Here is a 25,524-nt window from a genome sequence, read left to right as displayed (position 1 = left end):
CCGGGTCAGAAGGCGGTGCCGGGCTTCACGCCGAGCGCCTTGAAGATCATGGCGGCCGGGCAGAAGCCGGTGAACGCGGACTGGATCATGTTGACGCCGACGAAGACCGTGAACCAGATGAAATACGGATGCACGAGCACGGTCAGCACCACCGAGAGGAGCACCATGGCTCCGGCGAAGGCGAGGACGCTGCGGTCGAGGGTCATGGCGGAGACTCCTATTTTCGTATTTCAGTAGATACTGAATTATTCGGCGGTCGCAACCCCTCTCGGTGGTGCCCCGGATGCGGTGCCGTCGGAAGTCCGGCACCGCATCCGGGTCGCCGCCTCCGCCTCGAGGGGGCGGGCGGAAGGGTCGATCGCCGTCGGGCGTCAGCGCGTCAGGGGCAGGCCGTGGGCGCGCCAGGACGAGATGCCGCCGGCCATGTGGGTGTCGTAGCGCGAAAGGCCACCGGCCGCGCAGGCGGCGATCGCCTGGGCCGAGCGCCCGCCGGACAGGCAATAGAACACCACCGGCTTGTCCGTCGGGATGCCGGGCGCGAGTTCGCGCAGCCGCGACAGCGGGGCGTGGATCGCCCCCGGGATCCGCCCCGACGCCCATTCGCCGGCCTCGCGGACGTCGACCAGGGTGATCGCGCCGCGATCGAGGAGATCGCGCACCTCGGGCGGCGACAGCGTCTTCACGGTGGTCCTCGTCCCGAAACCGAACATGCGGCGCCTCTTTTCCGTTTGTGTGTTCGTATCTTCTAATATACTGTCATGAACGACGCCGCAAGGGCCTCGGCCATCGGCGACGTGAACATCCCCGCCGACCGGGAGGACGCGGGGACCTGCCGGGAGGAGACGGACATGGCACGGGTGGTTGTCGTCGGCGCCGGATTGGGCGGCGTCATCATGGCCTACGAACTGAGGGACGTGCTCGGCAAGGGGCACGAGATCGTGGTCGTCAACAAGGGCTCGACCTATTCCTTCGTGCCGTCGAACCCGTGGGTGGCGGTCGGCTGGCGCGAACGCGAGGCGATCGAGGTCGACCTCGCGCCGGTGTTCGCCGACCGCGGCATCCAACTCCACACCGAGGGCGCAGCGCGCGTGGTTCCCGCCGAGAACCGCGTCGAACTCGTCGGCGGCGGCAGCGTCGCCTACGACTACCTGGTGATCGCGACCGGCCCCGACCTCGCCTTCGACGAGATCGAGGGCTTCGGCCCGGACGGCCACACCCAGTCGATCTGCCACGTCGACCACGCGCTGGCAGCGCGCGACGCCTTCCGCGAGCTCGTGAAGAACCCCGGCCCGGTGATCGTCGGTGCCGCCCAGGGCGCGTCCTGTTACGGCCCGGCCTACGAGTTCACCTTCGTGCTCGACAAGGCGCTGCGCGACGCCCGCGTGCGCGACCGCGTGCCGATGACCTTCGTCACCGCCGAGCCCTACGTCGGCCACCTCGGCCTCGACGGCGTCGGCGACACCAAGGGCCTGCTCGAGGCCGAGATGCGCCAGCACCACGTCAAGTGGATCTGCAACGCCAAGGTCGAGAAGGTCGAGGCCGGGCGCATGGTCGTCGCCGAGCACGCCGAGGACGGCTCGGTCAAGGCGACTCACGAGCTGCCCTTCGCCTTCTCGATGATGCTGCCGGCCTTCCGCGGCGTGCCCGCGGTGCGCGGCGTCGAGGGGCTCGTCAACCCGCGCGGCTTCGTCCTCGCCGACAAGCACCAGCGCAACCCGACCTTCCGCAACGTCTTCTCGGTCGGCGTCTGCGTCGCCATCCCGCCGGTCGGCAAGACGCCGGTGCCGGTGGGCGTGCCGAAGACCGGCTTCATGATCGAGTCCATGGTCACGGCGACCGCGCACAACGTCGCCCGGCTCGTCGCCGGCAAGGAGCCGGACGCGGAAGCGACCTGGAACGCGGTCTGCCTCGCCGACTTCGGCGACGGCGGCGTCGCCTTCGTCGCCCAGCCGCAGATCCCGCCGCGCAACGTCAACTGGTCTTCGTCGGGCCTCTGGGTGCACGCGGCCAAGATCGGCTTCGAGAAGTACTTCCTGCGCAAGATCCGGATCGGCAAGTCCGAACCCTTCTACGAGCGCCTCGCCCTCCAGGCCCTCGGCATCGACAAGCTGAAGGCGATCAAGGTCGAGGAGCACCTCTGACCGACGTCCGACCGCCCGAGCCGCGGCCTTCCGCGGAACTGCGGATGGCGGGCGCAGGTGTCCGCCTCTACCAATGGTCGGCGCGCGGTTACCCGCGCCGACCGGCCCCTCGCGGCCGAGGAACCGCCATGCGCGTCGCCTACGACACGTCGACCAGCCCCGAACGCGGCCGTCTGCGCCGCGAGTGGACGGCCGTGCTCGGCATGCTCGCGGTCACGCTCAACGTCGTGCTCGGGCTCCTGTTCGCCGACCGCCCGGCCGCGGCGGCGGCCGCCTTCGATCCCTTCGTGATCTGCACGTCGACGGGCGGCACCGTGCCGTCCGCCCCGCCGGTCGGCGGGTTCCACGACGGCGCGATCCACTGCGTGTTCTGCCTGCCGCTGATGCAGGGCGACGCCGTCGCCGGCGCGGCCGACGGGGTCGGCCTTCGCAACGCCCTCGGCACCGATCTCGCCTTCGCCGCGGCGCCCGCGCCGCGGCACGCCACCGCCGCTGTCGCCTCGGTGCGGGTGCGCGGACCACCGACCGCCGCGGCCTGACGCCCCGCCGCGCCCTTCCCGCGCGGCCCCGCCCCCGGTTCGACCGCGGCCACCCGCCGCCGTCGCACCCGGCGCGCATCGCCGCGACGGCCGCCCGGCCGTCCCCGCTCCCCGAACGCGGCCCCGCCGACGGCGCTCCCTCGCGCCGCCGCGCGCCGCCGCGTCCCCATCCGGGATCTCACCCATGGAACTGGACGTCGTCGCCCTCTCGCGGCTGCAGTTCGCCGCGACGGCCATGTATCACTTCCTCTTCGTCCCCCTGACGCTCGGGCTCTCGGTCCTGCTCGGCATCATGGAAACCGTTTACGTCATGACCGGCCGCGAGATCTGGCGGCGCATGACGAAATTCTGGGGCACGCTGTTCGGCATCAACTTCGCCCTCGGCGTCGCCACCGGCATCACCATGGAGTTCCAGTTCGGCATGAACTGGAGCTATTACAGCCACTACGTCGGCGACGTGTTCGGCGCGCCGCTGGCGATCGAAGGCGTGATGGCCTTCTTCCTCGAGGCCACCTTCATCGGCCTGTTCTTCTTCGGCTGGGACAAGCTGTCCAAGGTCGGTCACCTCGTCGTCACCTGGCTGGTGGCGATCGGCTCGAATCTCTCGGCGCTCTGGATCCTGATCGCCAACGGCTGGATGCAGAACCCGGCCGGCTCCGCCTTCAACCCCGACACCATGCGGATGGAGGTGACGAGCTTCTACGAGGTCATCTTCAACGAGGTGGCACAGGCGAAGTTCGTGCACACCGTCTCGGCCGGCTACGTCACCGCGGCGCTGTTCGTGCTCGGCGTCTCCGCCTGGTACCTGCTGCAGGGCCGCCACCGCGAACTGGCGCTGCGCTCGATGGCGGTGGCCGCGAGCTTCGGTCTGCTGTCCGCGCTCAGCGTCGTCGTGCTCGGCGACGAGAGCGGCTATTCCGCGACCGCGCACCAGCGCATGAAGCTCGCGGCGATGGAAGGCATGTGGGAGACCGAGCCGGCGCCGGCGGCCTTCACCCTGTTCGCCCTGCCGGACGAGGCGGCGCGCGAGAACCGCTACGCCGTCAGGATCCCCTACGTCATGGGCCTGATCGCGACGCGGTCGCTGACCGAGGAGATCCCCGGGATCGTCGACCTCGTCGCCGACGCCGAACGGCGCATCCGCGAGGGCGTCGTCGCCTATGACGAGCTGCAGCGGATCCGGGCCGGCGGCGCGGCCGACGAGGCCGCGCTCAGGGCCTCCTTCGCGGCCAAGGACCACCAGCTCGGCTACGCCTACCTCCTGAAGCGCTACGTCGACGATCCCCGGCAGGCCACCGACGCGATGATCGCGGCGGCGGCCTGGGACACCGTGCCGTCGGTCGCGCCGCTGTTCTGGTCGTTCCGGCTGATGGTCGGGCTCGGCTTCTACTTCATCGCGCTCACCGCGGTGTTCTTCGTGCTCGCCTCGCGGCGCCGCCTCGACGCCTCGCGCCGGCTGCTGTGGCTCGCCGTGCTGTCGATCCCGCTGCCGTGGATCGCGGCCGAACTCGGCTGGTTCGTCGCCGAGCACGGCCGCCAACCCTGGGCGATCGAGGGCCTGCTGCCGACCGCCGTCGCGGTGTCCAACCTCGGCATCGGCGAGGTCGCGCTGACGCTGGCGCTGTTCACCGCCCTCTACACCGCGCTGTTCGTGGTCGAGATGGGCCTGATGCTGAAATACGTCCGCAAGGGTCCATCCGACGAGCCCGAGCGCACCGACCGTCCGGCCGCCCCGTCGCGCGGTGCGGTTCCCGTCGCCGCGGAGTGACATGTCATGATCCTCAACGAACTCGTCGACTACGAGATCCTGCGCCTCGTCTGGTGGGCGCTGCTCGGCATCCTCCTGATCGGCTTCGCCGTGACGGACGGCTTCGACATGGGCGTCGGCGCCCTCCTGCCCTTCGTGGCGAAGACCGACCTCGAACGGCGCGTCGCCATCAACACCGTCGGCCCGGTCTGGGAGGGCAACCAAGTCTGGCTGATCCTCGGCGGCGGCGCGATCTTCGCGGCGTGGCCGCCGCTCTACGCGGTCAGCTTCTCCGGCTTCTACCTCGCCATGTTCGTGGTGCTGGCGGCGCTGATCGTCAGGCCCGTCGCGTTCAAGTACCGCTCCAAGCGCGAGGACGCACGCTGGCGCGCGGGCTGGGATTGGGCGCTGTTCGTCGGCGGCGCCGTGCCGGCGCTGATCTTCGGCGTCGCGGTCGGCAACGTGCTCCAGGGCGTGCCGTTCCGCCTCGACGGCGATCTCCGGATCACCTACGACGGCGGCTTCTTCGGCCTGCTCAACCCCTTCGCCCTGCTCGCCGGCCTCGTGTCGGTGGCGATGCTGGTCATGCACGGCGGCGCCTGGCTCGGCCTCAAGGCCGACGGCCCGGTCGCCGTGCGGGCGCGTGCGCTCGGGCGCATCGCGGCGCTCGCCACGATCGTGCTGTTCGCCCTCGGCGGGGTGGCGCTCTGGCTGTTCGTCGATGGCTACGCGATCACCTCCGCGATCGACCCGAACGGGCCGTCCAACCCGCTCGCCAAGGAGGTCGCGGTGGTGCCGGGGGCGTGGTTCGCCAACTACGCCGCCCATCCGCTGCTGCTGGCCGTGCCCGCCCTCGGCTTCCTCGGCGCGATCGGGGCGTATGTCGGGCTGTCGACGCGGCGGGAGGGGCTGACCTTCCTCGCCTCCAAGCTCTCGGTGGTCGGCATCGTCGCCACCGTCGGGGTGTCGATGTTCCCGATGATCCTGCCGTCGTCGGTGGATCCGCGCTCCAGCCTGACCGTGTTCGACGCCTCGTCGAGCCGGGCGACGCTGTTCAACATGCTCGTCGTCGCCCTGGTCGGGATGCCGATCGTCGTCGCCTACACCGCCTGGGTCTACCGGGTGCTGTGGGGCAAGGTCGACGAGCGCACCGTCGCCCGCGACGCCGACCACGCCTACTGACGCTTCCCCCCGCGAGGTCCCCGGGGATCGGGACCTCGCGGGACCGGCATGAAAAGGAGAACTCCCCGATGTGGTACTTCGCCTGGCTGCTCGGCCTGCCGCTGGCCGCCACCTTCGCCGTGCTCAACGCGATGTGGTTCGAGATGACGTCGGACGCCGCCGTCCGGCACGACCTGGTCGATCGCCGGGGCTGAGCCGTCCGCCGCCCCGACGAACGACCCGGGCCCCGCCGCCACTTCCGGGCGGCGGGGCCCGAACCCCACCCGATGTGCGTCGGTCGCTGCCGCGCCGCCGTCAGCCGCGGTGCTGGCGGCGGAACTCCCAGGGCGTGACCTTGCCGTCGTGGTCGGTGTCGGCCGCCTCGAAGCGGGCCTTGCCGCCGTCGAGGAACTCGGCGCGCGAGACCGTTCCGTCGTGGTCGCCGTCCATCGCGTCGAAGCGGGCGGCCTTGGCGTCCTGCCGCTCGGCCTGCCGGGCGGCGTTGGTGCCGGTCTGCGGGCCCATGCGCACGGCCATGTATTCCTCGCGCGTCAACCGGCCGTCGTCGTCGGCGTCCATCGCGACGTAGACCAGTTCGACCGCCGCGGCCGCCTCCTCGGCGGAGACGACGCCGTCCTGGTCGGCGTCGACGGTGGCGAAGCGGGCGAGACCGGGGGCGTCCGGATTGCCGGCGCCGCGGCCCGCGCCGCAGCCGCCCATCCCGCCCCCGCCGTTCATGGCGCCCATGCCCTGCTGCATCCGGCCGGCCATGGCGCCATGGCCGCAGCCGGTGCCGTCGCCGGCGGGCTGGGCGAGGGCGACGCCGGCGATCATCGTCGCGGCGGCGAGGGCGAGGGTGAACGTGGAGATCTTCGACATGATCTTTCCTCCGTATTTGCGGATCCTTCGATCCGATGGGAAGATCATACCGCCGTTCACCGACGCACCCTGTTGATCGCGGTCAAGAACACCTGCAATAGAGTGCAACGAATTGTATCACCGAATACGTCTCAGGCGGCCTCCGCGACGAAGGTCGCGAGCTCGCGTGCCGACATCGCCCCGGACCGGCGCGCGACTTCACGGCCGCCGCGGAAAAGGATGACCGTCGGGATCGACCGGATGCCGAGGGCGCCGGACAGCGCCCGTTCGGCGTCGGTGTCGACCTTGAGGAAGCGGGCCGCACCGCCGAGCCGGGCGGCGGCCTCGGCGAAGGCCGGTGCCATGGCGCGGCAGGGCCCGCACCAGGAGGCCCAGAAATCCACGACCACGGGCAGGTCGGAGCGCTCGACCGTGCGCCGGAACGCCTCGGCGCCGACGTCGACCGGGCGGCCGGGGAACAGCGGCGCGGCGCATTTCGGGCAGTGCGCCTTCTGCCAGTCGGCGGCGAGGCGGTCGTCGGGCACGCGGTTGACGGCGAGGCAGGACGGGCAGACGACGTGGGTCACGAAGAATCCCCTCTGCGGCAGTAGATGTCGTGGAGGACGGCGATCAGCCGGCGCGCGTCCTCGGAGGCGAGTCGGTAGTAGATGGTCTGGCCGTCCCGGCGGGTGGCGACGAGGCCGAGGTCGCGCAGGCGCGCGAGATGCTGCGACAGCGCGGAATGGCCGAGGCCGACGGCCTCGGCGAGCGCGCCGACCGACATCTCGGCCGCCATCAGCCGGCACATCGCCAACAGCCGGCTGGTCTGGCCGAGAGCGGCGAGCAGGCGGGCGGCCTCGCCCGCCCTGTCCTCGAGGACGGCGAGTTCGCGCGATCCCGGCGCACAGGGCCCCGCCGTCGCGACCGGCCCGTCGTCCCCGTCCACGGCCATTGCCGACCTCCCCGCCGCCGCCACGGCGTCGATCGCCCCGGACGCCGCGCGGGTCAGTCCCGGCGGCAGGTGGAGATGCCGAGCGGCAGGTAGGCCGGGCAGAACCGGAACACGCCGGTGAGCAGCATCACCGCACCGACGGCGGCGAGCAGCCATTTCCAGGCGCCGAGGCCGGCGACGATCGAGAAGCCGAGGGTCGGACCGGCGAGGGCGACGGCCAGGAGCACCAGGCCGACGACGATCCGGAGCATGCGATCCGTGGAGCCGACGTTCTGCATCGGGGAATCTCCCGCTTGAGGTTGGACAGGAAGAAAAGTATATTATTGAACTCTAATATTCAAGAGCGTCGGAGGATGGCATGAAGGATCGGCTGGTGACCGTGGCGGAGAGCGGCAACGGCCCCTACGGCCAGGTGGTGACCGCGGGCCGGCACGTGTTCGGCGCCGACGAGCCCGAGGCCGTCGGCGGCCGCGACACCGGACCGGACCCGTTCGAGCTGGTGATGGCCGGGCTCGGCGCCTGCACGGCGATGACGGTGCGCATGTACGCCGAGCGCAAGGGCTGGGCGGTCCGGAAGGTGACGGTCACGCTGCGCCACGCCCGCCGCGTCGGCGCCGACGGCCGCGACACCGACGTGTTCGAGCGCGTGCTCGACATCGACGGCGACCTCGACGCCGCCCAGCGCGACCGTCTCGTCGAGATCGCCGCCAAGTGCCCGGTCGGCCTCACCCTCGGGCGCGGCTCCGAGGTGGTGACCCGGCTCGCCGGACCGGCGGCCGACGCGGCGGTGTGACCGCGGCGGCGGACGGAAACGGGACCACGCTTCGCAGGGACGGGAGCGGCGCACTTGATCGTCACGGACGTCGCCGCCATCGCGGCGGGTGGCCTCGTCGGGCTGGTGCTCGGCCTGATCGGCGGCGGCGGCTCGGTGCTGGCGGTGCCGCTGCTGGTCTACGTGGTCGGCGTGCCCTCGGCCCACGTCGCGATCGGTACAAGCGCCGTTGCGGTGGCCGCGAGCGCCTTCGCCAACCTCGTCGCGCACTGGCGGGCCGGCAACGTCAAGGCCCGCTGCGCCGCCGTGTTCGCCGCCGCCGGCGTCCTCGGCGCCTTCGCCGGTTCGAGCGTCGGCAAGGCGTTCGACGGCGCGCGCCTGCTCGCGCTGTTCGGCCTCCTGATGATCGCGATCGGGCTCGTCATGCTGCGCCGGCGCGGCGCCGAGGGCGACCCGGCGGTGCGGCTGACGGCCGCGACGGCCGGGCGCCTGCTGCCGGCCCTCCTCGGCACCGGCTTCACGGTCGGCGCCTTCTCCGGCTTCTTCGGCATCGGCGGCGGCTTCCTGGTGGTGCCGGGGCTGGTGTTCGCCACCGGCATGCCGCTGGCGAACGCGGTCGGCACCTCGCTGGCGGCCGTCACCGCCTTCGGGGCGACCACCGCCGCCAACTACGCGGTATCCGGTCTGGTCGACTGGACGCTGGTCGCCCTCTTCGTCGGCGGCGGGCTGGCCGGCGGCCTCGCCGGCATGGCGCTCGGCCGCCGGCTGGCCGCGCGCAAGCGCGCGCTCGGCACCCTGTTCGCCGCCGTCGTGATCGCCACCGGCCTCTACGTCGTCGCGCGCGGCGTCACCGGCTGAACGGCCGCGCGCGCCTCGCTTCCTCGTCGCGGCGGCGAGCGCCGCCTCACTTCTTCATGGCGGCGGCGAGGGCCGCCGCGAGCGCGCTCTGGGGCGGCAGGTCCTTGCGCGGGCCGCGGTCGTCCCGGCGCGGGCCGCCGGAGGGGCGGTCGTCGCCGCGCGGTCCCGGGCGCGGCGCGCCGTCGTCCTTGCGCATCGACAGCGCGATGCGCTTGCGCTTGACGTCGACCTCGACGACGCGGACCTTGACCACGTCGCCGGCCTTGACCACGTCGCGCGGGTCCTTGACGAAGCGGTCGGCGAGCTGGCTGACGTGGACGAGGCCGTCCTGGTGGACGCCGATGTCGACGAAGGCGCCGAAGGCGGCGACGTTGGTGACGGTGCCCTCGAGCACCATGCCCGGCTTCAGGTCGGCGATCTCCTCGACCCCCTCGGCGAAGCTCGCGGTGCGGAACTCCGGCCGCGGGTCGCGCCCGGGCTTCTCCAGCTCGGCGAGGATGTCGCGCACGGTCGGCAGGCCGAAGCGATCGTCGACGAAGCGGCGGGGATCGAGCGCCTTCAGGGCGCCGGCGTCGCCCATCAGCTGGCGCAGGTCCCGGCCGCAGGCGGCGACGATGCGGCGGGCGACGCCGTAGGCCTCGGGGTGCACCGAGGAGGCGTCGAGCGGCTCGTCGCCGTCGCGGATGCGCAGGAAGCCGGCGGAGAGCTCGAAGGTGCGGGCGCCGAGACGGGCGACGTCGAGCAGGCGGCGGCGGCTGCGGAACGGCCCGTTGGCGTCGCGGTGGGCGACGATCGCCTCGGCGAGCGCGGTGCCGAGGCCGGAGACGCGGGCGAGCAGCGGCGCCGAGGCGGTGTTGAGGTCGACGCCTACGGCGTTGACCGCGTCCTCGACCACGGCGTCGAGCGTCTTGGCGAGGCGCGACTGGTCGACGTCGTGCTGATACTGGCCGACACCGATCGACTTCGGGTCGATCTTGACCAGTTCGGCGAGCGGGTCCTGCAGGCGGCGGGCGATCGAGACGGCGCCGCGCAGCGAGACGTCGAGGCCGGGGAACTCGGCGGCGGCGAGCTCGGAGGCCGAGTAGACCGAGGCGCCGGCCTCGGACACCACCACCTTCACCGGCTTCGGGGGGGCCAAGTCGGCGAGGAGCGCGGCGACGAGCCGGTCGGTCTCGCGGCTCGCCGTGCCGTTGCCGATCGCCACCAGTTCGACGTGGTGGCGGCGGATCAGCGCGGCGATCTCGGCCATGGCGCCGCGGACGTCGTTGCGCGGCTGGAACGGGTAGACGGTGGAAGTCGCGAGCAGCTTGCCGGTGCCGTCGACCACCGCGACCTTGACGCCCGTGCGGATGCCGGGGTCGAGGCCCATGGTGGCGCGCGACCCGGCGGGGGCCGCGAGCAGCAGGTCCTTGAGATTGGCGGCGAAGACGCGGATCGCCTCCTCCTCGGCGCGTTCGCGCAGCGTCGTCATCAGGTCGAGCGAGAGGTGCAGCGACAGCTTGACCCGCCAGGCCCAGCGCGCGACCTCGACGAGATGGACGTCGCCCGGCAGCTTCGGCGCCGCCGGCACCGCCAGCGCGTCGGCGACGATGCGCTCGACCGGCTTCAACGGCGACGGATCGTCGGCGTCGATCTCGAGGTCGAGCGACAGGATCTCCTCGTTGCGCCCGCGCAGCATGGCGAGCGCCCGGTGCGAGGGAATGCCGGACCAGCGTTCCGCGTGGTCGAAATAGTCGGCGAATTTCTCGCCGGCGGCCTCCTTGCCGGCGACGACGCGCGAACGCAGCACGGCACGCTCGCGCATCGTGGCGCGCAGCCGGCCGACGAGGTCGGCGTCGTCGGCGAGACGCTCGACCAGGATGTCGCGGGCGCCGTCGAGCGCGGCCTTGACGTCGGCGACCGGACCGCCGACGAAGGCGGCGGCGTGGTCGGCGGGGGCGCGGGCGCGGTCGGCGAGCAGCGCTTCGGCGAGCGGGCCGAGGCCCTTCTCGCGGGCGATCTCGGCCTTGCTGCGGCGCTTCGGCTTGTAGGGGGCGTAGAGGTCCTCGATCTCGGCCTTGGTGAGGGCGGCGGCGAGGCGGGCGGCGAGGTCCGGCGTCAGCTTGCCCTGGCCCTCGATGGCGGCGAGCACGGCGGCGCGCCGGCTCTCGCGCTCGCGCAGGTAGGCGAGGCGTTCGTCGAGCTTGCGGAGCTGGGTGTCGTCGAGGCCGCCGGTGGCCTCCTTGCGGTAGCGGGCGACGAAGGGGACCGTGGCGCCTTCGTCGAGGAGGGCGACGGTGGCGGTCACCTGCTGCGGCCGGCAACCGATCTCGGCCGCGATCTCGGCGGCGATGCGCTCGGCGGTGGCGTCGGCCATCAGGCCCTCCTCTCGGCGTCGGGGCCGACCGGGCGGTCGGCGGGACGGCGAAGAGACGGGCGGTCGGCCCGGGTTGTCAACCGCGGGCCGCGCGTTTTCCCCGGGCCGGGGCCCGGGACGGAGCATGCCGCCGGGCTACGGCGGCGGGGATCAGGACGCCTTGCGACGTCGCACCGCCGGCAAGTCGCCCTCGATGGCGGTGGTCGGCTCCTGCATCACCGTCGGATCGCTCGCCGGGAAGGTGTCGGCGAGCGCCGCGTCGAGCGCGGCTTCGCGCTGCGGTTCGCCCGCGGCGGCGTCCTCCTCGTCGATGATGCGGGCGGCGATGTCCCAGTGGACGTCGGAACGGTCCTCCGGACGCCCCTCGCTTTCCCAGATCCGGTGCGCCCTCTCGCGGATGCGCGCTTCCCTGTCGTTCGAGCTCATGGTCGGCCTCCTCGCATGCTGGACCTGCAACGCCAACACGCGAGGGGCGCCATCGTTCCGTCCGAAACGTGATCTCGCCGAAATCCGCTCAGGGCGCGGCACGGTCGCGGTCGGCGCCGTCGTCGGCCCGGTCGCGGTCCCTCCCGCCGTGGGCCGCCTGCCCGCCCTTGCGACCGGCGGCGGCGGCGAGCTCGCGGTTCTGCGAGAACGACCGCTTGGCGTCGGGCACGCTCTGCCCGCCCTTGCGGCCGGCCGCCGCGGCGAGGTCGCGGTTCTGCGAGAAGGACCGCTTCTCGTCGGGCACGTTCTGGCCGCCCTTGCGTCCGGCCGCCGCCGCCAGATCCGGATTGCGTGCGAAGGAACGCTTCTCGTCCGGCACGCTCTCGCCGCCCTTGCGCGCGATCTCGCGCTGGCGCTCGCCCTTCATCGCCGCGAAACCGCGGGGTGACTTGGCGCGATCGTCCGCCATCGATGTTCTCCTCGGTGGACCGTCGGAATGTCCGACCCCGCCCCCTCCGTTCCGAGAACACCCGTCGCGGCGAACTTGTTCCGCGACCCGGCCGATCCGCCGCACCCGCCGGGTCGACGCCCTCGGTCGCGCGAAGGGCGGGGTCGCCCCCGCCCTCCGATCTCGGTCGCTTCGTTGGCACGGTCGCCGGTCAGCCCGCCGGTTCGGCCGCGGGCCTGCGGGTGCGGCGCGCCGGTTTGGGCGCATCCGGATCGGCGACGGCCTTGGCCGCGCGCGTCCGCTTCGGCGCGGCCGGGGCTTCGGCGCCCTCGCCGGCGGCGGCGGTCTTGCGCGCCCGCGGCTTGCGCGCGGGCTTGTCGACGGCGAGCGGCTCGACGTCGGCGGTCTCGGCGGCGACCGCGAGGTCCGGGCCGGTCCTCTCCTCGCCCTGGTCGGCGAGACCGGGGAACTCGCCCTGGTTCTCGACGGCGATCGCCGGCTCGGCGACGTCGTCGGTCACCGGCACCGTCGGCGGGCCGCCGGCGTCCTCGAGCGCCACGATCTCGCGCGCCTCGGCCCAATGGAACTCCTGCCGCCCCTCCGGCCGCCCCTCGGCGAGCCAGAGTTCATAGGCCTTGCGGCGGATCCGCTCCTCGTCGTCGAGCATCGATATGGTCTCCCGGTGGAATGCCGTTGGCTGGACGGCGCGGCGCCGGAGCGGGCGCGCGAACCGTGTCCCGTGGTCATGATCACACAGATTCGGTCATGCGCCGATCGCATTTCGCGCCGACGTCGTCGCCCCGAGACCGCCGGAACCGCATGGCTCAGCCCGTGCCGGCGCCCGTGTTCGCCGCGGCGACCATGGCGCGGACCGAGCGCAGCATCCGCTCGATCTCGGCGTCGGCGGCGCGTTGGACGGCGAAGGCGCGGTCGGGCAGCGCGCCCGGATCCTCCTCCGCCGACTGGGGACCGAGCCGGAGCTCGATGTCGTCGACGAGACCGGCGGGATCGCGCGAGGACAGCGCCATCGCCGCGACCAGCAGTTCGACGAGGCGACCCTGTGCGGCGAGGCGGCCTTCGAGGCCGGCGTCCGGTTCGCCCGTCATCGGTTGCCACCCGCCGTCCGGCCGGAATGGTCCCCGGTCGCGGCAACACGGCTCTCGTCGGCGGCCGCGGAGGTGCGGGGGGTGACGTCGTCGGGGGTCGCGTGGCTCCGCCCCGGAGTGTCGTCGCCTTCGGCTCGGCGCCGCGACGTCCGCTCCGCGTCGGCGTGCGGGCCCCGCTCGTCCGGTCCGCGGTGCGGCCCCGAGCGGTAGGACTCGACCTCGGTGGTATAAGGCTTTGCGCCGCCCTCCGACCGACGCTCGGCACTCTCGCCGCCGCGGTCGTCGAACGGGCGCGATACCGGTGTGCCGTCCTCGTCCACCGGGCTCCGCCCGAGCGGCTGGCCCTCGTCCCTGCGCGCCGTGTCCATGGCATCCTCCTGCGAGCGTTCACGGCGCGGAACGACCGTGCCGTCACCCTGGTTCCCGACCGGGTGCTCGTCCGAACGGCCGACGACGACGCGCGCGTCGGGGTGGCTGGCGACGAACTGGAGGTCGGCCGCGAGCTGGCGCGGATAGACCGGGCTGATCACCACGGTGACGATCGCGTGGAACTCGTCGACGCCCAGCACGACCAGCGACCGGTCGGCCGGGCGATACTCCATTTCCTCGATGCGGACCCGCACGTGCGCCATTCGCGTCGTTCTCCTCGCGTTGCCGACACCGAAGCGCCAAGCGGCCCGCAGGTTCCACCAAGGGGGCGCCGGGCCGCCCGCGCGCGGGAACGAACACGTGATGCGGGCGTTGTCGAACGGGGGACGACGGGGAGGAGCGCCCGGTCCGCAGCGGTCTCCATCCGGAACGAGCACGATGACCGAACCGACGTGGGACGCGCGCCGCGAGATCGCGGCGTTGATACCGGCCCTACGGGCCTTCGCCAGGACCCTCGTCCGCAACCCGACGGACGCCGACGACCTCGTGCAGGAGACCCTGGCCAAGGGCATCGCCAACGCCCATCGCTTCCAGCCCGGCACCAGCCTGAAGTCCTGGCTGTTCACGATCCAGCGCAACACCTTCTACACCAGCCTCAAGATCTCCGGACGCGAGCATCCCGGCGCCGCCGGCTGCGTCTCGGAGACTTGCGTGCTGCCGCCGACCCAGGAATGGTCGCTGCGCGGCCTCGAACTGCGCGAGGCGCTCGACCGGCTGCCGCCGGAGCAGCGCGAGGTGCTGATCCTGATCGGCGTGCTCGGCGTCTCCTACGAGGAGGCGGCCGAGATCTGCGGCTGCGCCGTCGGCACCATCAAGAGCCGGCTCAACCGGGCGCGCAACCGGATGCTGGCCTTCCTGGAGGCGGAACGCGCCGACGATCTCTTCGTCACCGACGGGCGGATGCCGCGCGACACCGTCGTCGCCGCCTGATCCGTCCAGAGCCCGAACCGACACGCCGCGGACCGACCTCCGGCCGCGGCGTTCGCACGTCCGGACGCCGTCAACGCCGGCCGCCGAGTGCCGCGGCGGCTCCGGTCTCGGAGGCGGTGTCGGCCCCTGCTTCGGACGGTGCGTCGTCCGCGTCGTCCCCCGCGGTCGCGGCGTCGCCGCTGCGGCCGAGCCGCTCCGCGAGGGCCGCTCCGGCCGCGGCGAGCGCCGGTGGCGTCGCTTCGTCCTCCGACGGCCCGAATTCGGCCCGCAGCGTAGCCGACAGTTGGCCGAGCCGCGCCGTCGGCAGGAGCGCCGCGCCAGGGACGTGCTGATCGTCTTCTTCGGACATCGCGTCGGTTCCGGCGAACATCGCCGTCACCATCGCACATCCCGCAGGCGGGCTCCACTTCTGACGAGGCGGCACGAACGATGCGCGCGAAAAGCCCCCGGGAAGCGATGCTTCCCGGGGGCGGAACCGTCACGGTCGACCGGGTGCGCCGGCCGTCACTGCGCCGGGGCGGTCGGGGCGACCGGCGCCGCGGGATCGGTGGCGGAACCGTCGCGCACGGTCGAGCCGGTGGTGTTCGGCGTCACGCCCTCCGTGGTGGCCGACGCGGTGGTCGGAGCCCAGCGGGTGAACTCGGGCGCGCCGTTCAGCTCGTCCTTGGTGGTGTCGAGGCTGATGCGGATGTCGTCGTCGTTGGCGTCCGGACGGGTGATGGTGACGCGCTCGAACGGGATCGCGACATCCTTCTCGCCGATGCCGAGGAAGCCGCCGACGCCGACCACGACGCCGACCGCCTTGCCATTCATGTCGAACACCACGTCGTTGACGTCGCCGAGATCCTCGTCGGCGGCGCTGCGGACGTCGGCACCCATCAGGTTGGAGCCGAGGAACTGCATGTCGGTCTGGGCCTGCAGGAAGGTCGGCGCAGTGGTGCTCGGGGCCGCGGCGGTGTCGGTCGTCGAGGCGGCCGGCGGGGTGGTCTGGGCGGTGTCGGGCGTCGTCGACGGCATGGTCGAAGTGCCCGAGGTGCCGCTGTCGCTCGCCGCCGGCGGGGTGGTCTGCGGCATGGTCGGCGAGGTCTGGTCCTGCGCCATCACGGGGGCGGCGAAGAGGGCGAGAGCGGCCGTGATCGCGAGCGTGGACGTCGTCTTCATCGGATTCTCCTTCTGATTTCGGAGCGCTCCTGGCGCTGGGAGGGGAATGCCGAAAGCGCTTCGGAGGTTCCCGGAAAAGCGCCGCCTGGGCGGCGCGGGGTCGGTCAGGGGCGGGTCGCCCAATAGGCGATCAGGAACGCCACGGCGACGCCGACGATGCCGATCGCCAGCACGAGGCGCATGCGGCCGAGCGGCGTGCCCTGGCGCGCCTCGGTGGGGTTGCGGACCGGGGCGGCCGGGTCGCGGCCGTCGCCGGACGTACGGGCGGACGTGGTGCGGTCGGGCTCGTAGGTCATGTCGGATCGTCTCCCGAAGGGGTTTCGGCGGCGTCCGCCGTCGGCATGGCGGCCTCGTAGAGCCTCAGCGAGCGGCCCGACAGCACGACGACGTCACCGGAGGCGACCTCGTCGCCCTCCGGCACGTCGCCGGCGGTGTCGACGACGAGGCGCCAGGTGGCGGGCTGACCCGGCACGGTGAATTCGACGCCGGCCTCGGCGCCGTTCAGCATCACCAGCATCACCGGTTCGCGCCGGCGCGACGGCGACAGCCGGACCGAGAGGCACTTGACGTGCGGCTGGGTCCAGTCGTCGGCGGACATCCGCGCCCCGGTCGAGCCGTACCAGGTCACCTCCGGCAGGCCGCGGACGCCGCGGTCGCCGGTGAGGAACTCGGCCCGGGCCAGCGCGGTGCGCCGGCGCCGGAGATCCGAGAGCCTCCCGATGAACTCGAACAGATCCGGGTCGTCCTCGTTCCGCCAGTCGACCCAGCCGATCTCGTTGTCCTGGCAATAGGCGTTGTTGTTGCCGCCCTGCCCGTTGCTCATCTCGTCGCCGGCGAGGATCATCGGCACGCCCTGGCTGACGAACAGCGTGGCGATCAGGTTGCGCTTCTGGCGGGCGCGCAGGGCGAGCACGTCGGGATCGTCCGTCTCGCCCTCGACGCCGCAGTTCCAGCTCCTGTTGTCGGAGTGGCCGTCGCGGTTGTCCTCGCCGTTGGCCTCGTTGTGCTTGTCCTGGTAGGTGACGAGATCGTGCAGCGTATAGCCGTCGTGGGCGGTGACGAAGTTGACGCTCGACCACGGCCGCCGGTGTCCCTCGCCGAAGAGGTCCGCCGAGGCGGCGAGGCGGGACGCGAAGGCGCCGATGAGGCCGTCGGCACCGGCCCAGAAGTCGCGCACGACGTCGCGGTAGTCGCCGTTCCACTCGGAGAAGCCGGCGGGGAAGTTGCCGAGCTGGTAGCCGCCGGGCCCGACGTCCCAGGGCTCGGCGATCAGCTTGAGATTGCCGAGCACCGGATCCTGCTGGATCGCCTGGAAGAACGGGTGGCGCGGGTCGAAGCCGTCGGGCCGCCGGCCGAGCGTGGTGGCGAGGTCGAAGCGGAAGCCGTCGACGCCGTGGACGGTCGCCCAGTGGCGCAGGCTGTCGAGCACCATCTGCAGGACGCGCGGGTGGTTGGTGTCGAGCGCGTTGCCGCAGCCGGTGAGGTCGTCGTAGTGGCGCCCGTCGCCCGGCATCAGGCGGTAGTAGGAACGGTTGTCGATGCCGCGCCAGGACAGCGTGGGGCCGAGGTGGTTGCCCTCGCAGGTGTGGTTGTAGACGACGTCGAGGACGACCTCGATGCCGGCGTCGTGCAGGCGGTCGACGGTCTCGCGGATCTCCTCGCGCGCGCCGCTCGAGAGATAGCGCCGCTCCGGCGCGAAGAAGGACAGCGTGTTGTAGCCCCAGTAGTTCGACAGCCCCTTCTCGACGAGGTGGCGGTCCTGGGCGAAGGCGTGCACCGGCATCAGTTCGACCACGGTGACGCCGAGCTTGCGCAGGTGGCCGACGATCTCCGGCCGGCCGAGGGCGGCGAAGCTGCCGCGCAGGCGCTCGGGGATGCGCGGGTGGCGCATGGTGAGCCCGCGGACGTGGGCCTCGTAGATCAGCGCCTTGTGCCAGGGCACGCCGGCCGCGCGGCGCGGCGGCGCCTCGTCCGCGACCACGCGGGCCTTCGGCACGAAGGCGGCGCTGTCGCGGCCGTCGAGCACGAGGTCGGCCTCCTCGCCGGCGCCGACGGTGTAGCCGTAGACGGCGTCGTCCCAGACGAGGTCGCCGACGAGATCGCGGGCGTAGGGGTCGATCAACAGCTTGTTCGTGTTGAAGCGGTGGCCGGCGTGCGGATCCCAGGGACCGTCGACGCGCCAACCGTAGACCGCGCCGACGCCGACGCCGGGCACGCGGACGTGCCAGACGCCGTTGGTGCACTCCTCGACCTCGATCCGCTCGGTCTCGGCGCCGCCGGCCGGATCGAACAGGCAGAGCGTGACGCGCTCGGCGTGGTCGGAGAACAGGGCGAAGTTGGTGCCGCCGGCGTCCGGCGTGGCGCCGAGCGGAAAGGGCTGGCCGGGCTCGACGCGCCGGCGCGCGCTTCGGACGGCGGGCGCGGCGGGATCGAGGGTGGAAAGATCGGTCATGTCATCTCCCTGGCGCGGGCGGGACGGGGGGTCCCCGGCGCGGGTGGGCCCGAGGTCGGGAACGAACCGCGGCGCCGGCGGTTCCGTCGCCGCCGAGGCCCGGTCCGCCGCGGAACCCGGAGGGGGAGCGTCGCATTGTCCCGTAACCGGGAGCCGACGCCCCGCAACGGGGCGCGCGAACCGCCCGTCCGTGGACGGCGCCGACGGCGACGATGGAGGAAGACGCCCATGACCCTGCGCAACATCCTGATCGTGGAGGACGACCCGATCTTCGCCATGGACCTCGCGGACATGGCCTGGGAAGCCGGGTGCACCCCGATCGGGCCCGCGCACTGCCTGCAGGGCGCGCTGGAACTCGCCAGCCGCCACCCGATCGACCTCGCGGTGATCGACGTCAACCTCTCCGACGGACGCACCGGCCTCGCCGTCGCCCGTCTGGTCCAGGAGCAGTACGGGGTGCGCACGATCGTGCTCTCCGGCGAACTGCCGGATCCGAGCGCGCTCAAGGCGCACGAGCACGTGTTCGTCCGCAAGCCGGTGCCGCCGCACGTGATCCGCGAGATCCTCGCCGCCCGTCCGGTCGACCCCGACCACGCCGCCGCGGCCTGAAACAGCTTCCGAGGTCCCGGTCGTCCGGGGCCTCGGGCACGGCCGCGAACGTCAGGCCGCCGCCGTCTCGGCCGGCACCAGGATGACGACGCGGGTGCCGGCATGGGCGCGGTCGATCTCGGCCGTGGCGCGCAGGGCGTCGAGCATGGCGCGCACCACGCGCATGCCGAGGCCGGAGCCCTTGACGTCGCCCTCGGCCATGCCGACGCCGTCGTCCTCGACCACCAGGGCGATGCCGCCCCCGCCGCGTTCGGCGAGGCCGACGCGGATCTCGCCCGAGACGCCCTCCCCGTAAGCGTATTTGAACGCGTTCGTGACGAGTTCGGTCACCACCACGCCGAGCGACACCGCGCGGTCGGTGGCGACGCGCACCGGCGCCACGTCGAGCACCAGCCGGTGACCGTGGCCGGAGGCCGACATCGCCGCCTCGAGCTCGCCGGCGAGGCCGGAGAGATAGGACTGCATCTCGACGGCGCCGACGTCGGCGGAAGTGTAGAGACGGCGGTGAATCTGGGCGATCGCGGCGATCCGGCCCTGGGTCTCGGCGAGCGCCGCCCGCGCCGCGGGATCGGCGACACCGCGTTGCTGCATCGCCACCATCGACCCCACCAGCTGAAGCGAATTGGCGACGCGGTGGTTGACCTCGCGCAACAGCATCTCGGCCCGCTCGCGCGCCACGCGCATCTCCGCTTCGGCGCGCTCGCGGGCGAGGCGCAGCTCGCGCGCCTCCAGCGCCTGCTCGACGGCGCCGCGCAGGAGGTCGAGGAACACGCCGCCGACGTCCTTGATGACGTAGTCGGCCGCCCCCGCCTTCATGGCGGCGACGGCGATGCGGCCCTCGTTGGCGCCGGTCACGTAGATCACCGGCGGCGCGCCGTCGGCGACCGCGAGGTCGGGCAGGATGTCGAGACCGTCGCGGTCGGGCATGAAATGGTCGAGCGCCACCGCGTCGAAACCGCCGGCGGCGAGCAATGCGAGTCCGGCGTCGCCGCTCGGCACGTGGACGACGTCGATGCCCTGGCGCGCGAAGGTCTTCTGGACGAGGCGCCCGAGCGCCACGTCGTCGTCGATGTAGAGGAGCCTGATCGGCCTGCCCTCGGCGGTCACGGCGCCTCCGGGATCTGCATCACCGAGAGGAACAGGCCGAGCTGGCGGATCGCCTGGGCGAAGGTGTCGTAGATCACCGGCTTGGTGATGTAGACGTTGCAGCCGAGGTCGTAGCAGCGCTGGATCTCGCGCTGGTCGTCGGTGGTGGTCAGCACCACCACCGGCGCGCGCTTCAGCCGTTCGTCGCCCTTGATGCGGGCGAGGATGTCGATGCCGCTCATGTCGGGCAGGTTGAGGTCGAGCAGCACCAGCACCGGGCCGTCCTCGCGGGCGTCCGAGAACAGGTGCTCGACCGCCGCGGTGCCGCTCGAGAAGTGACGGACCTCGTTGCAGACGCCGGCGCGGCGGATGTTCTTCTCGATCAGACGGGCGTGACCCTCGTCGTCCTCGATCATCAGGATGGTGACCGGCTGTTGCCGGGAGAGATTCGTCATCGTGTCCCCTCGCCGTCGAAGCGCTTCGGCAGCGTGATGGTGAAAGTGGTTCCGGCGCCGGGCTCGGAGGCCACGGCGATGCGGCCGCCGAGCTTGCGCACCAGCAGCTGGACGTAGGCGAGACCGATGCCTTCGCCGGGTCTGTCCTGAACGCCGGCGCGGCGGAAGAGTTCGAAGATCCGGCCGAAATCGCGCGGGTCGATGCCACGGCCATTATCGGAAATCGCGAAGTCGATGTCATCGCCCGCATCCGTGGCCGTGACGGCGACGCGCCCGGGCCGGTCGTCGCGCAGGTATTTCACCGCGTTCTCGACCACGTTGGCGAACACCTGCTCGACCGCGAGGCGGTCGGCGACGATGGTCGGCAGCGGCCCGATCTCGATCACGGCGTCGCGCTGGCCGAGCTGGTGGGCGAGGCTGCGCCGGAGCGGCTCCAAAAGCTCCGCCATGTCGAGCGGTTCGGGCTGCAGCACCCGCCGCTCGGTGCGCGACAGCGTCAGGATGGCGTTGATCAGCCGGTCCATCTTGGCGGTGGAGGTGCGGATGAAGCCGATCGCCTCCTCGAAGTCGGTCTCGACCAGGGCCGCCATCTCGCCGCCGGCGAGCTCGGGCGCGGCGGCGACGGCGCGGGCGTAGAAGTCCTCCACCGTGTGCCGTGCCATCTCGAGCTCGGCGGTGAAGCCCATGATGTTGACGAGCGGCGCGCGCAGGTCGTGGCTGACGATGTAGGCGAAGCGCTTGATCTCCTCGTTGGCGGTGCGCAGTGCCTCGGTGCGCGCCGCCACGGTCGCCTCGAGGCCGCGGTTGGCCTGCTCGAGCGCGATGCGGGTGCGCACCAGTTCGCCGGTGCGCTCGTTGACCTTGGTCTCGAGCCCGTCCGCGAGGTCGCGCAGCGCCGCTTCGGCGCGCTTCAGGTCGGAGACGTCGGTGTGGACGCCGATCCACTCGACGACCCGGCCGTCGGCGGCGCGGATCGGCGTGGCGCGGACCAGCATCGGCAGATGGGTGCCGTCGGCCCGGCGCAGGCGATGCTCGACGTGGTAGAGGCGACCGGCGGCGACGGCCTCGCGCCAGGCCGCGAGCGTGCGGGCCCGGTCGTCCGGGTGGATCGCGCCGATCCAACCGTCGCCCTCGAACTCGTCGGGGGTCTGGCCCGTGAAGGCGCCCCAGGCTTCCTGGTCGCGGCCGAGCCGGCCGTCGGGCGGGCAGCGCCAGACCACCGCCGAGGTCGCCTCGACCAGCGAACGGAACCGCGCCTCGCTGTCGTGCAGGGCGAGTTCGGCGCGCTTGAGGTCGTCGATGTCGGTGCAGGTGCCGAACCAGCGCAGGATGCGGCCACCTTCGCCGCGGGCCGGCAGGGCACGGCCGAGCACCCAGCGCCAGACGCCGTCGCGCCGGCGCAGGCGGTATTCGATCTGGTAGATCTCGCCGGTTTCGAGCGAACGGCGCCAGCGCTCCCAGGCGACCGGCTGGTCGTCGGGATGGAAGATGCCGTTCCAACCCTCGCCGTCGGTGGAGCCGTCGGGAACGCCGGTGAAGTCGTACCAGCGCCGATTGAAATAGTCGTGGAAGCCGTCCGGGCGCGTCGACCAGACCATCTGCGGCATCAGGTCCGCCATGGTGCGGAAGCCGAGTTCGTCGTCGCCGCGGCCCTCCGGCCGGCCGCCCCAATTCGTCTTCACGCTTCGGTCGCACCCTCTCGCGCGCGGGTCCGTCCCCGCGTCGCCGCTGGAGAAAAGCGCGGAGACGGCAAAAGGTTCCCGGACGGTCGCGAAACCATGGATCCTTTTTCGCCGGTCGGTCGTTCCGCCCCATGCGTTGCCCCTGGCCGCGTCATTCCGTCGACGAGGCGGCGGGATGCCCCTCCGACGACCCGACGAGCGCGCGCCCCCCACGATGACGATCCGACCACTGACGGCGACCTACAGGGTCCAGTTCTCCACCGCCTTCACCTTCGACGACGCCCGCCGGCTGGTGCCCTATTTCCGCGACCTCGGCATCAGCCACCTCTACGCCTCGCCGATCTTCCAGGCCCGGGCCGGATCGGCCCACGGCTACGACGTCGTCGACCACGACGCCGTCAGTCCCGAACTCGGCGGCGAGGCCGGCCTGCGCCGCCTCGCCGAGGCGCTCCACGCCGCCGGTCTCGGCCTGATCGTCGACATCGTGCCGAACCACGCCGGCATCGGCGGCGGCGACAACCGGCGCTGGCGCGACGTGCTGGAGTTCGGCCGCCGCTCGCGCAACGCGCGCTTCTTCGACATCGACTGGAGCGCCGGCCCGCTGGTGCTGCCGGTGCTCGGCGCGCCGCTGGGCGAGATCCTGGCGGAGGGTCGGGCCGGCATCGTCGTCGAACCGGACGAGGGCCGGTTCTTCCTCGCCGTCGAGGAGACGCGGCTGCCGCTGCGCCCCAAGAGCGTCGGCGATCTCGCCGCCGCCGCCGCGGAAGCCGCGGACGATCCCGCCCTCGGCGCCGCGGCCGAAGCCTGGGCCGGCCTCGAGGACGGCCGCTTCACCGCCGGCACCCGCCGCGAGCGCCGCCGCGCCCTCGCCGACGCGCTCGCGGCGGAGGGCGCCCGCGCCGCGCTCGACGCCGCGATCGGGCGCGCCGACGTCGGCGCGGTCGTCTCCGAGCAGCACTACGCGCCGATGCACTGGCGCGAGGGCGCCGCGGCGATCAACTACCGCCGCTTCTTCGACATCACCGACCTCGCGGCGCTCCGGGTCGAGGAGCCGCAGGTGTTCGACGCGGTGCACCGGCTGCCGCTGGCGCTGGTCGAGGAGGGCGTCGTCGACGGCCTGCGCGTCGACCACGTCGACGGCCTCGCCGACCCCGCCGCCTATTGCGAGCGGCTGCGCGCCCGCGCCGGACCCGGCGCCAGCCTGCACGTCGAGAAGATCCTCGGCCACGGCGAGGCGCTCCGGCCCTGGCCGGTCGACGGCACCACCGGCTACGAGACGCTGAACCTGATCAACGCCGTCTTCGTCGACCTCGCCGGCTGGGACCGCTTCTCGGCCCGTCTCGCCGCCAACGGCCACGGCGGGGAACCGGTGACGCGGCGCATCGCGGCCAAGCGCGAGATCCTCGAGCGCGTGTTCTCGGCCGAACTCGACGCGCTCGCCCGCCTCGCCACCGACCTCGCCCGCCGCGCCGACCGCCCGGTGCGGCTCGGCACCGCCCGCGACGTCGTCGCCGGCCTGATCGCGGCGCTGCCGGTCTACCGCACCTACGTCGCCGCTTCGGCCGATCCGGAGGACGTCCGGCTGCTCGAGACCGCCGCGGCGCTGGCGCGGCCGGCGCTGTCGCGCGGCGAGAAGCGGGCGCTCGCGACGGTGACCGGGATCCTCGCCGACGGCGCGGCCGACGCGGAGAGCGCCGAATTCGTGCGCCGGGTGCAGCAGCTGTCCGGGCCGGCGATGGCCAAGGGCTACGAAGATACCGAGCTCTACCGCGCCGTCGCGCTGGTCTCGGTCAACGAGGTCGGCAGCCATCCCGAGCGCCCGACGCTGTCGATCGACGGCTTCCACGCGGCCGCCGGCGCGATGGCGGCGCGCGGGCTCGCCTCGCTGACGCCGCTCTCCACCCACGACACGAAGCGCGGCGCCGACACCCGGGCGCGGATCGACGTGCTCTCCGAGATGGCCGACGACTGGCTCGCCGCCTGCGACCGCTGGCACGAGCGGCACCGGGGGCTCCGCGCCACCGTGGCCGGCCTCGACGCCCCGGACGCGATCGACGAGGACCTGATCTACCAGACCCTGCTCGGCGCCTGGCCGATCGACGCGGCGCGGGCCGAGCGCTACGTCGTCAAGGCGCTGCGCGAGGCGCGGCGGCATTCCGCCTGGGTCGAGCCCGGAACCGCCTACGAGGCGGCGACCACGGCCTTCGTACGGGCGCTGACCGAGAGCGCGGCGGGGGCCGCCTTCCGCGACGAGCTCGCGGCGATCCTGGCGGTGGTCGGGCCGGCCGGCCGGCGCAACGGCCTCGCCCAGGTGGTGCTGCAGGCCTGCCTGCCCGGGGTGCCCGACGTCTACCGCGGCGCCGAGTTCCTCGAGCACGTGCTGGTCGATCCCGACAACCGCGCCCCCGTCGACTTCGAGGCCCGCGTCCGCGCCCTCGCCTCCGATCCGCCCGAGGGGCCGGACGCGCAGAAGCAGCGCCTGCTCGCCGGCCTGCTCGCCGCCCGCCGCGCCGATCCGGAGCTGTTCCGGGCCGGCAGCTACGAACCGGTGCCGGTCGCCGGCGGCAGCGACGTCCTGGCCTTCGCGCGCCGGCACGGCTCCCGCCTGCTCGTCGTCGCCGTGCCGACCCGGGCACTGGCGCCGGCCCGCGGCGACGTGCTGCTCGACCTCGGCGAGAGCGTACCGCGGCGCTGGCGCCGCATCGCCGGTTCGACCGAGGTTCGCCAGGAGGGCCGCCTGATCCGGCTGGAGCGGGCCGGCCTGCCGGCGGCGGTGATCGGCGAACCGCGGGAGTGACGCCGCAAGGGGGAACCGGATGCCCGAGGTCTTCGCCGAACCGTCCACCGCCGGCCTCTCGACCATGCTCGCCAAGCTGACGGCGGCGACGCTGGCCGGGCTCGTCATCGGCTTCGACCGCGAGCTCAAGGGCCACGCGGCGGGCCTGCGCACCCACGCGCTGGTCGCCCTCGCCGCCGCCGCCACCGCGATCCTGGCGCTGGAACTCCACGCCGAGCTGCTGCGGCTGCACCCGAACACCAACGCCGATCCGCTGCGCATCCTGGAGGGCCTCGTGGCCGCCGTCGGCTTCCTCGGCGGCGGCATCATCATGCGCTCGGGCGGCCGGGTCCGCGGACTGACCACCGCCGCCAACCTGTGGGCCTGCGGCATCGTCGGCCTGTCCTTCGGCGCCGGGCTGTGGCGGCTCGCGCTGCTGACGCTGGCGCTCGCCGTGGTGGTGCTGGTGCTGCTCAGGGTCGTCGAGCGCCGGCTGATGCCGCCGGAACGGCACGAGCCCTGACCGCGAACCGGGGACGACCGCCCCGAGGCTCTTGCGCGGCCACGATTTTCCGGGTGC

At 72.8% G+C, this 25,524-nt stretch carries 30 protein-coding genes; 11 read left to right on the top strand and 19 right to left on the bottom strand.

Translation table 11 applies throughout. From position 1 onward, the window contains the following. Nucleotides 1–5 precede the first annotated feature (5 nt). Together EDD54_RS18350 and EDD54_RS18345 are read right to left on the bottom strand one after the other, a co-directional pair. Nucleotides 6–206: a YgaP family membrane protein gene (locus EDD54_RS18350; protein WP_126539371.1), complete on the bottom strand. Its 201-nt coding sequence runs from the start codon at nucleotides 204–206 to the stop codon at nucleotides 6–8. Nucleotides 207–371: 165 nt separating this feature from the next. Beyond that, on the bottom strand, nucleotides 372–710 hold the full coding sequence (locus tag EDD54_RS18345; RefSeq protein WP_126539373.1) for a rhodanese-like domain-containing protein: 339 nt from the start codon (nucleotides 708–710) through the stop codon (nucleotides 372–374). 138 nt (nucleotides 711–848) lie between these two features. Here EDD54_RS18345 and EDD54_RS18340 point away from each other — a divergent pair, with 138 nt between their 5' ends. The 5 genes from EDD54_RS18340 (at nucleotide 849) to cydX (ending at nucleotide 5,803) form a co-directional block, all read left to right on the top strand. Then, nucleotides 849–2,141 (top strand): NAD(P)/FAD-dependent oxidoreductase, encoded by a 1,293-nt coding sequence (locus tag EDD54_RS18340; RefSeq protein ID WP_126539375.1) that lies wholly within the window; start codon nucleotides 849–851, stop codon nucleotides 2,139–2,141. Nucleotides 2,142–2,269: 128 nt separating this feature from the next. Then, nucleotides 2,270–2,680, top strand: coding sequence for a DUF2946 family protein (locus EDD54_RS18335; protein WP_126539377.1), 411 nt, complete (start codon nucleotides 2,270–2,272; stop codon nucleotides 2,678–2,680). A 184-nt stretch (nucleotides 2,681–2,864) separates the two neighbouring features. Next, nucleotides 2,865–4,448: a cytochrome ubiquinol oxidase subunit I gene (locus EDD54_RS18330; protein WP_126539379.1), complete on the top strand. Its 1,584-nt coding sequence runs from the start codon at nucleotides 2,865–2,867 to the stop codon at nucleotides 4,446–4,448. A gap of 6 nt (nucleotides 4,449–4,454) precedes the next feature. Next, entirely contained in the window at nucleotides 4,455–5,609 is a 1,155-nt protein-coding gene (gene cydB, locus EDD54_RS18325) for a cytochrome d ubiquinol oxidase subunit II (RefSeq protein ID WP_126539381.1), read from the top strand. Nucleotides 5,610–5,677: 68 nt separating this feature from the next. Beyond that, the gene (cydX, locus tag EDD54_RS18320; RefSeq protein ID WP_126539383.1) at nucleotides 5,678–5,803 is read left to right on the top strand and encodes a cytochrome bd-I oxidase subunit CydX; all 126 of its coding nucleotides are present in this window, start codon (nucleotides 5,678–5,680) and stop codon (nucleotides 5,801–5,803) included. A gap of 100 nt (nucleotides 5,804–5,903) precedes the next feature. Here cydX and EDD54_RS18315 read toward each other — a convergent pair whose 3' ends face one another. From EDD54_RS18315 to EDD54_RS18300, 4 genes are all read right to left on the bottom strand, one after another. After that, entirely contained in the window at nucleotides 5,904–6,467 is a 564-nt protein-coding gene (locus EDD54_RS18315; RefSeq protein ID WP_126539385.1) for an EF-hand domain-containing protein, read from the bottom strand. Nucleotides 6,468–6,598: 131 nt separating this feature from the next. After that, nucleotides 6,599–7,033 carry a thioredoxin TrxC gene (gene trxC / locus EDD54_RS18310; RefSeq protein WP_126539387.1) on the bottom strand — a complete coding sequence of 145 codons (435 nt, stop codon included), beginning with the start codon at nucleotides 7,031–7,033 and terminating at the stop codon, nucleotides 6,599–6,601. Further along, complete coding sequence (locus tag EDD54_RS18305; RefSeq protein ID WP_126539389.1) at nucleotides 7,030–7,398, bottom strand: ArsR/SmtB family transcription factor; 369 nt, start codon at nucleotides 7,396–7,398, stop codon at nucleotides 7,030–7,032. The genes trxC and EDD54_RS18305 overlap by 4 nt, the downstream gene beginning before the upstream one ends. Before the next feature lie 53 nt (nucleotides 7,399–7,451). Beyond that, a complete protein-coding gene (locus EDD54_RS18300; RefSeq protein ID WP_126539391.1) occupies nucleotides 7,452–7,676 on the bottom strand; it encodes a YgaP family membrane protein in 225 nt (74 codons plus the stop codon). Between the two features lie 80 nt (nucleotides 7,677–7,756). On the opposite strand from EDD54_RS18300, the gene EDD54_RS18295 reads away from it, so the two are divergent. Beyond that, entirely contained in the window at nucleotides 7,757–8,191 is a 435-nt protein-coding gene (locus tag EDD54_RS18295) for an OsmC family protein (protein ID WP_126539393.1), read from the top strand. A gap of 54 nt (nucleotides 8,192–8,245) precedes the next feature. Next, the gene (locus EDD54_RS18290) at nucleotides 8,246–9,028 is read left to right on the top strand and encodes a sulfite exporter TauE/SafE family protein (protein ID WP_126539395.1); all 783 of its coding nucleotides are present in this window, start codon (nucleotides 8,246–8,248) and stop codon (nucleotides 9,026–9,028) included. Between the two features lie 46 nt (nucleotides 9,029–9,074). On the opposite strand, the gene EDD54_RS18285 is transcribed toward EDD54_RS18290, so the two are convergent. The 6 genes from EDD54_RS18285 to EDD54_RS18260 form a co-directional block, all read right to left on the bottom strand. Beyond that, nucleotides 9,075–11,384: a Tex family protein gene (locus tag EDD54_RS18285; RefSeq protein ID WP_126539397.1), complete on the bottom strand. Its 2,310-nt coding sequence runs from the start codon at nucleotides 11,382–11,384 to the stop codon at nucleotides 9,075–9,077. A gap of 150 nt (nucleotides 11,385–11,534) precedes the next feature. After that, nucleotides 11,535–11,810: a DUF2934 domain-containing protein gene (locus tag EDD54_RS18280; protein WP_126539399.1), complete on the bottom strand. Its 276-nt coding sequence runs from the start codon at nucleotides 11,808–11,810 to the stop codon at nucleotides 11,535–11,537. Between the two features lie 88 nt (nucleotides 11,811–11,898). Further along, nucleotides 11,899–12,279 (bottom strand): con-10 family general stress protein, encoded by a 381-nt coding sequence (locus EDD54_RS23690; RefSeq protein ID WP_165644969.1) that lies wholly within the window; start codon nucleotides 12,277–12,279, stop codon nucleotides 11,899–11,901. Nucleotides 12,280–12,469: 190 nt separating this feature from the next. Further along, nucleotides 12,470–12,925, bottom strand: a complete 456-nt coding sequence (locus EDD54_RS18270; protein ID WP_126539401.1) for a DUF2934 domain-containing protein — start codon at nucleotides 12,923–12,925, stop codon at nucleotides 12,470–12,472. Nucleotides 12,926–13,082: 157 nt separating this feature from the next. After that, entirely contained in the window at nucleotides 13,083–13,364 is a 282-nt protein-coding gene (locus tag EDD54_RS18265) for a hypothetical protein (RefSeq protein ID WP_126539403.1), read from the bottom strand. Further along, nucleotides 13,361–13,996 carry a hypothetical protein gene (locus EDD54_RS18260; protein WP_126539405.1) on the bottom strand — a complete coding sequence of 212 codons (636 nt, stop codon included), beginning with the start codon at nucleotides 13,994–13,996 and terminating at the stop codon, nucleotides 13,361–13,363. Before EDD54_RS18260 ends, EDD54_RS18265 begins: the two co-directional genes overlap by 4 nt. 175 nt (nucleotides 13,997–14,171) lie before the next feature. Between EDD54_RS18260 and EDD54_RS18255 the strand changes: the two genes are divergently transcribed. Next, nucleotides 14,172–14,723 carry a sigma-70 family RNA polymerase sigma factor gene (locus EDD54_RS18255; RefSeq protein ID WP_126539407.1) on the top strand — a complete coding sequence of 184 codons (552 nt, stop codon included), beginning with the start codon at nucleotides 14,172–14,174 and terminating at the stop codon, nucleotides 14,721–14,723. Nucleotides 14,724–14,793: 70 nt separating this feature from the next. Here the strand turns inward: EDD54_RS18255 and EDD54_RS18250 are convergent, their stop codons facing one another. From EDD54_RS18250 to glgX, 4 genes are all read right to left on the bottom strand, one after another. Next, nucleotides 14,794–15,105: a hypothetical protein gene (locus tag EDD54_RS18250; RefSeq protein ID WP_126539409.1), complete on the bottom strand. Its 312-nt coding sequence runs from the start codon at nucleotides 15,103–15,105 to the stop codon at nucleotides 14,794–14,796. 122 nt (nucleotides 15,106–15,227) lie between these two features. After that, nucleotides 15,228–15,884, bottom strand: coding sequence for a PRC-barrel domain-containing protein (locus EDD54_RS18245; RefSeq protein ID WP_126539411.1), 657 nt, complete (start codon nucleotides 15,882–15,884; stop codon nucleotides 15,228–15,230). Nucleotides 15,885–15,988: 104 nt separating this feature from the next. Further along, nucleotides 15,989–16,180, bottom strand: a complete 192-nt coding sequence (locus EDD54_RS18240) for a hypothetical protein (RefSeq protein ID WP_126539413.1) — start codon at nucleotides 16,178–16,180, stop codon at nucleotides 15,989–15,991. Then, nucleotides 16,177–18,336: a glycogen debranching protein GlgX gene (glgX, locus tag EDD54_RS18235; RefSeq protein WP_126539415.1), complete on the bottom strand. Its 2,160-nt coding sequence runs from the start codon at nucleotides 18,334–18,336 to the stop codon at nucleotides 16,177–16,179. Before glgX ends, EDD54_RS18240 begins: the two co-directional genes overlap by 4 nt. 228 nt (nucleotides 18,337–18,564) lie before the next feature. Here glgX and EDD54_RS18230 point away from each other — a divergent pair, with 228 nt between their 5' ends. Continuing rightward, complete coding sequence (locus EDD54_RS18230; protein ID WP_126539417.1) at nucleotides 18,565–18,945, top strand: response regulator; 381 nt, start codon at nucleotides 18,565–18,567, stop codon at nucleotides 18,943–18,945. Nucleotides 18,946–18,996: 51 nt separating this feature from the next. Here the strand turns inward: EDD54_RS18230 and EDD54_RS18225 are convergent, their stop codons facing one another. From EDD54_RS18225 to EDD54_RS18215, 3 genes are read right to left on the bottom strand one after another with little or no spacing between them, the layout of a single operon-like run. Then, nucleotides 18,997–20,052 carry a sensor histidine kinase gene (locus EDD54_RS18225; RefSeq protein ID WP_126539419.1) on the bottom strand — a complete coding sequence of 352 codons (1,056 nt, stop codon included), beginning with the start codon at nucleotides 20,050–20,052 and terminating at the stop codon, nucleotides 18,997–18,999. Further along, entirely contained in the window at nucleotides 20,049–20,486 is a 438-nt protein-coding gene (locus EDD54_RS18220; RefSeq protein ID WP_126539421.1) for a response regulator, read from the bottom strand. The genes EDD54_RS18225 and EDD54_RS18220 overlap by 4 nt, the downstream gene beginning before the upstream one ends. Next, the gene (locus tag EDD54_RS18215; RefSeq protein ID WP_126539423.1) at nucleotides 20,483–22,168 is read right to left on the bottom strand and encodes a sensor histidine kinase; all 1,686 of its coding nucleotides are present in this window, start codon (nucleotides 22,166–22,168) and stop codon (nucleotides 20,483–20,485) included. The genes EDD54_RS18220 and EDD54_RS18215 overlap by 4 nt, the downstream gene beginning before the upstream one ends. A 214-nt stretch (nucleotides 22,169–22,382) precedes the next feature. On the opposite strand from EDD54_RS18215, the gene treY reads away from it, so the two are divergent. Continuing rightward, nucleotides 22,383–24,965 carry a malto-oligosyltrehalose synthase gene (gene treY / locus EDD54_RS18210; RefSeq protein WP_166653469.1) on the top strand — a complete coding sequence of 861 codons (2,583 nt, stop codon included), beginning with the start codon at nucleotides 22,383–22,385 and terminating at the stop codon, nucleotides 24,963–24,965. A gap of 19 nt (nucleotides 24,966–24,984) precedes the next feature. Next, on the top strand, nucleotides 24,985–25,467 hold the full coding sequence (locus EDD54_RS18205) for an MgtC/SapB family protein (RefSeq protein WP_126539427.1): 483 nt from the start codon (nucleotides 24,985–24,987) through the stop codon (nucleotides 25,465–25,467). Nucleotides 25,468–25,524 lie beyond the last annotated feature (57 nt).

The sequence above is a fragment of the Oharaeibacter diazotrophicus genome, from assembly GCF_004362745.1.
Taxonomy (GTDB): domain Bacteria; phylum Pseudomonadota; class Alphaproteobacteria; order Rhizobiales; family Pleomorphomonadaceae; genus Oharaeibacter; species Oharaeibacter diazotrophicus.
This window is presented reverse-complemented; position numbering and strand designations above follow the sequence as displayed.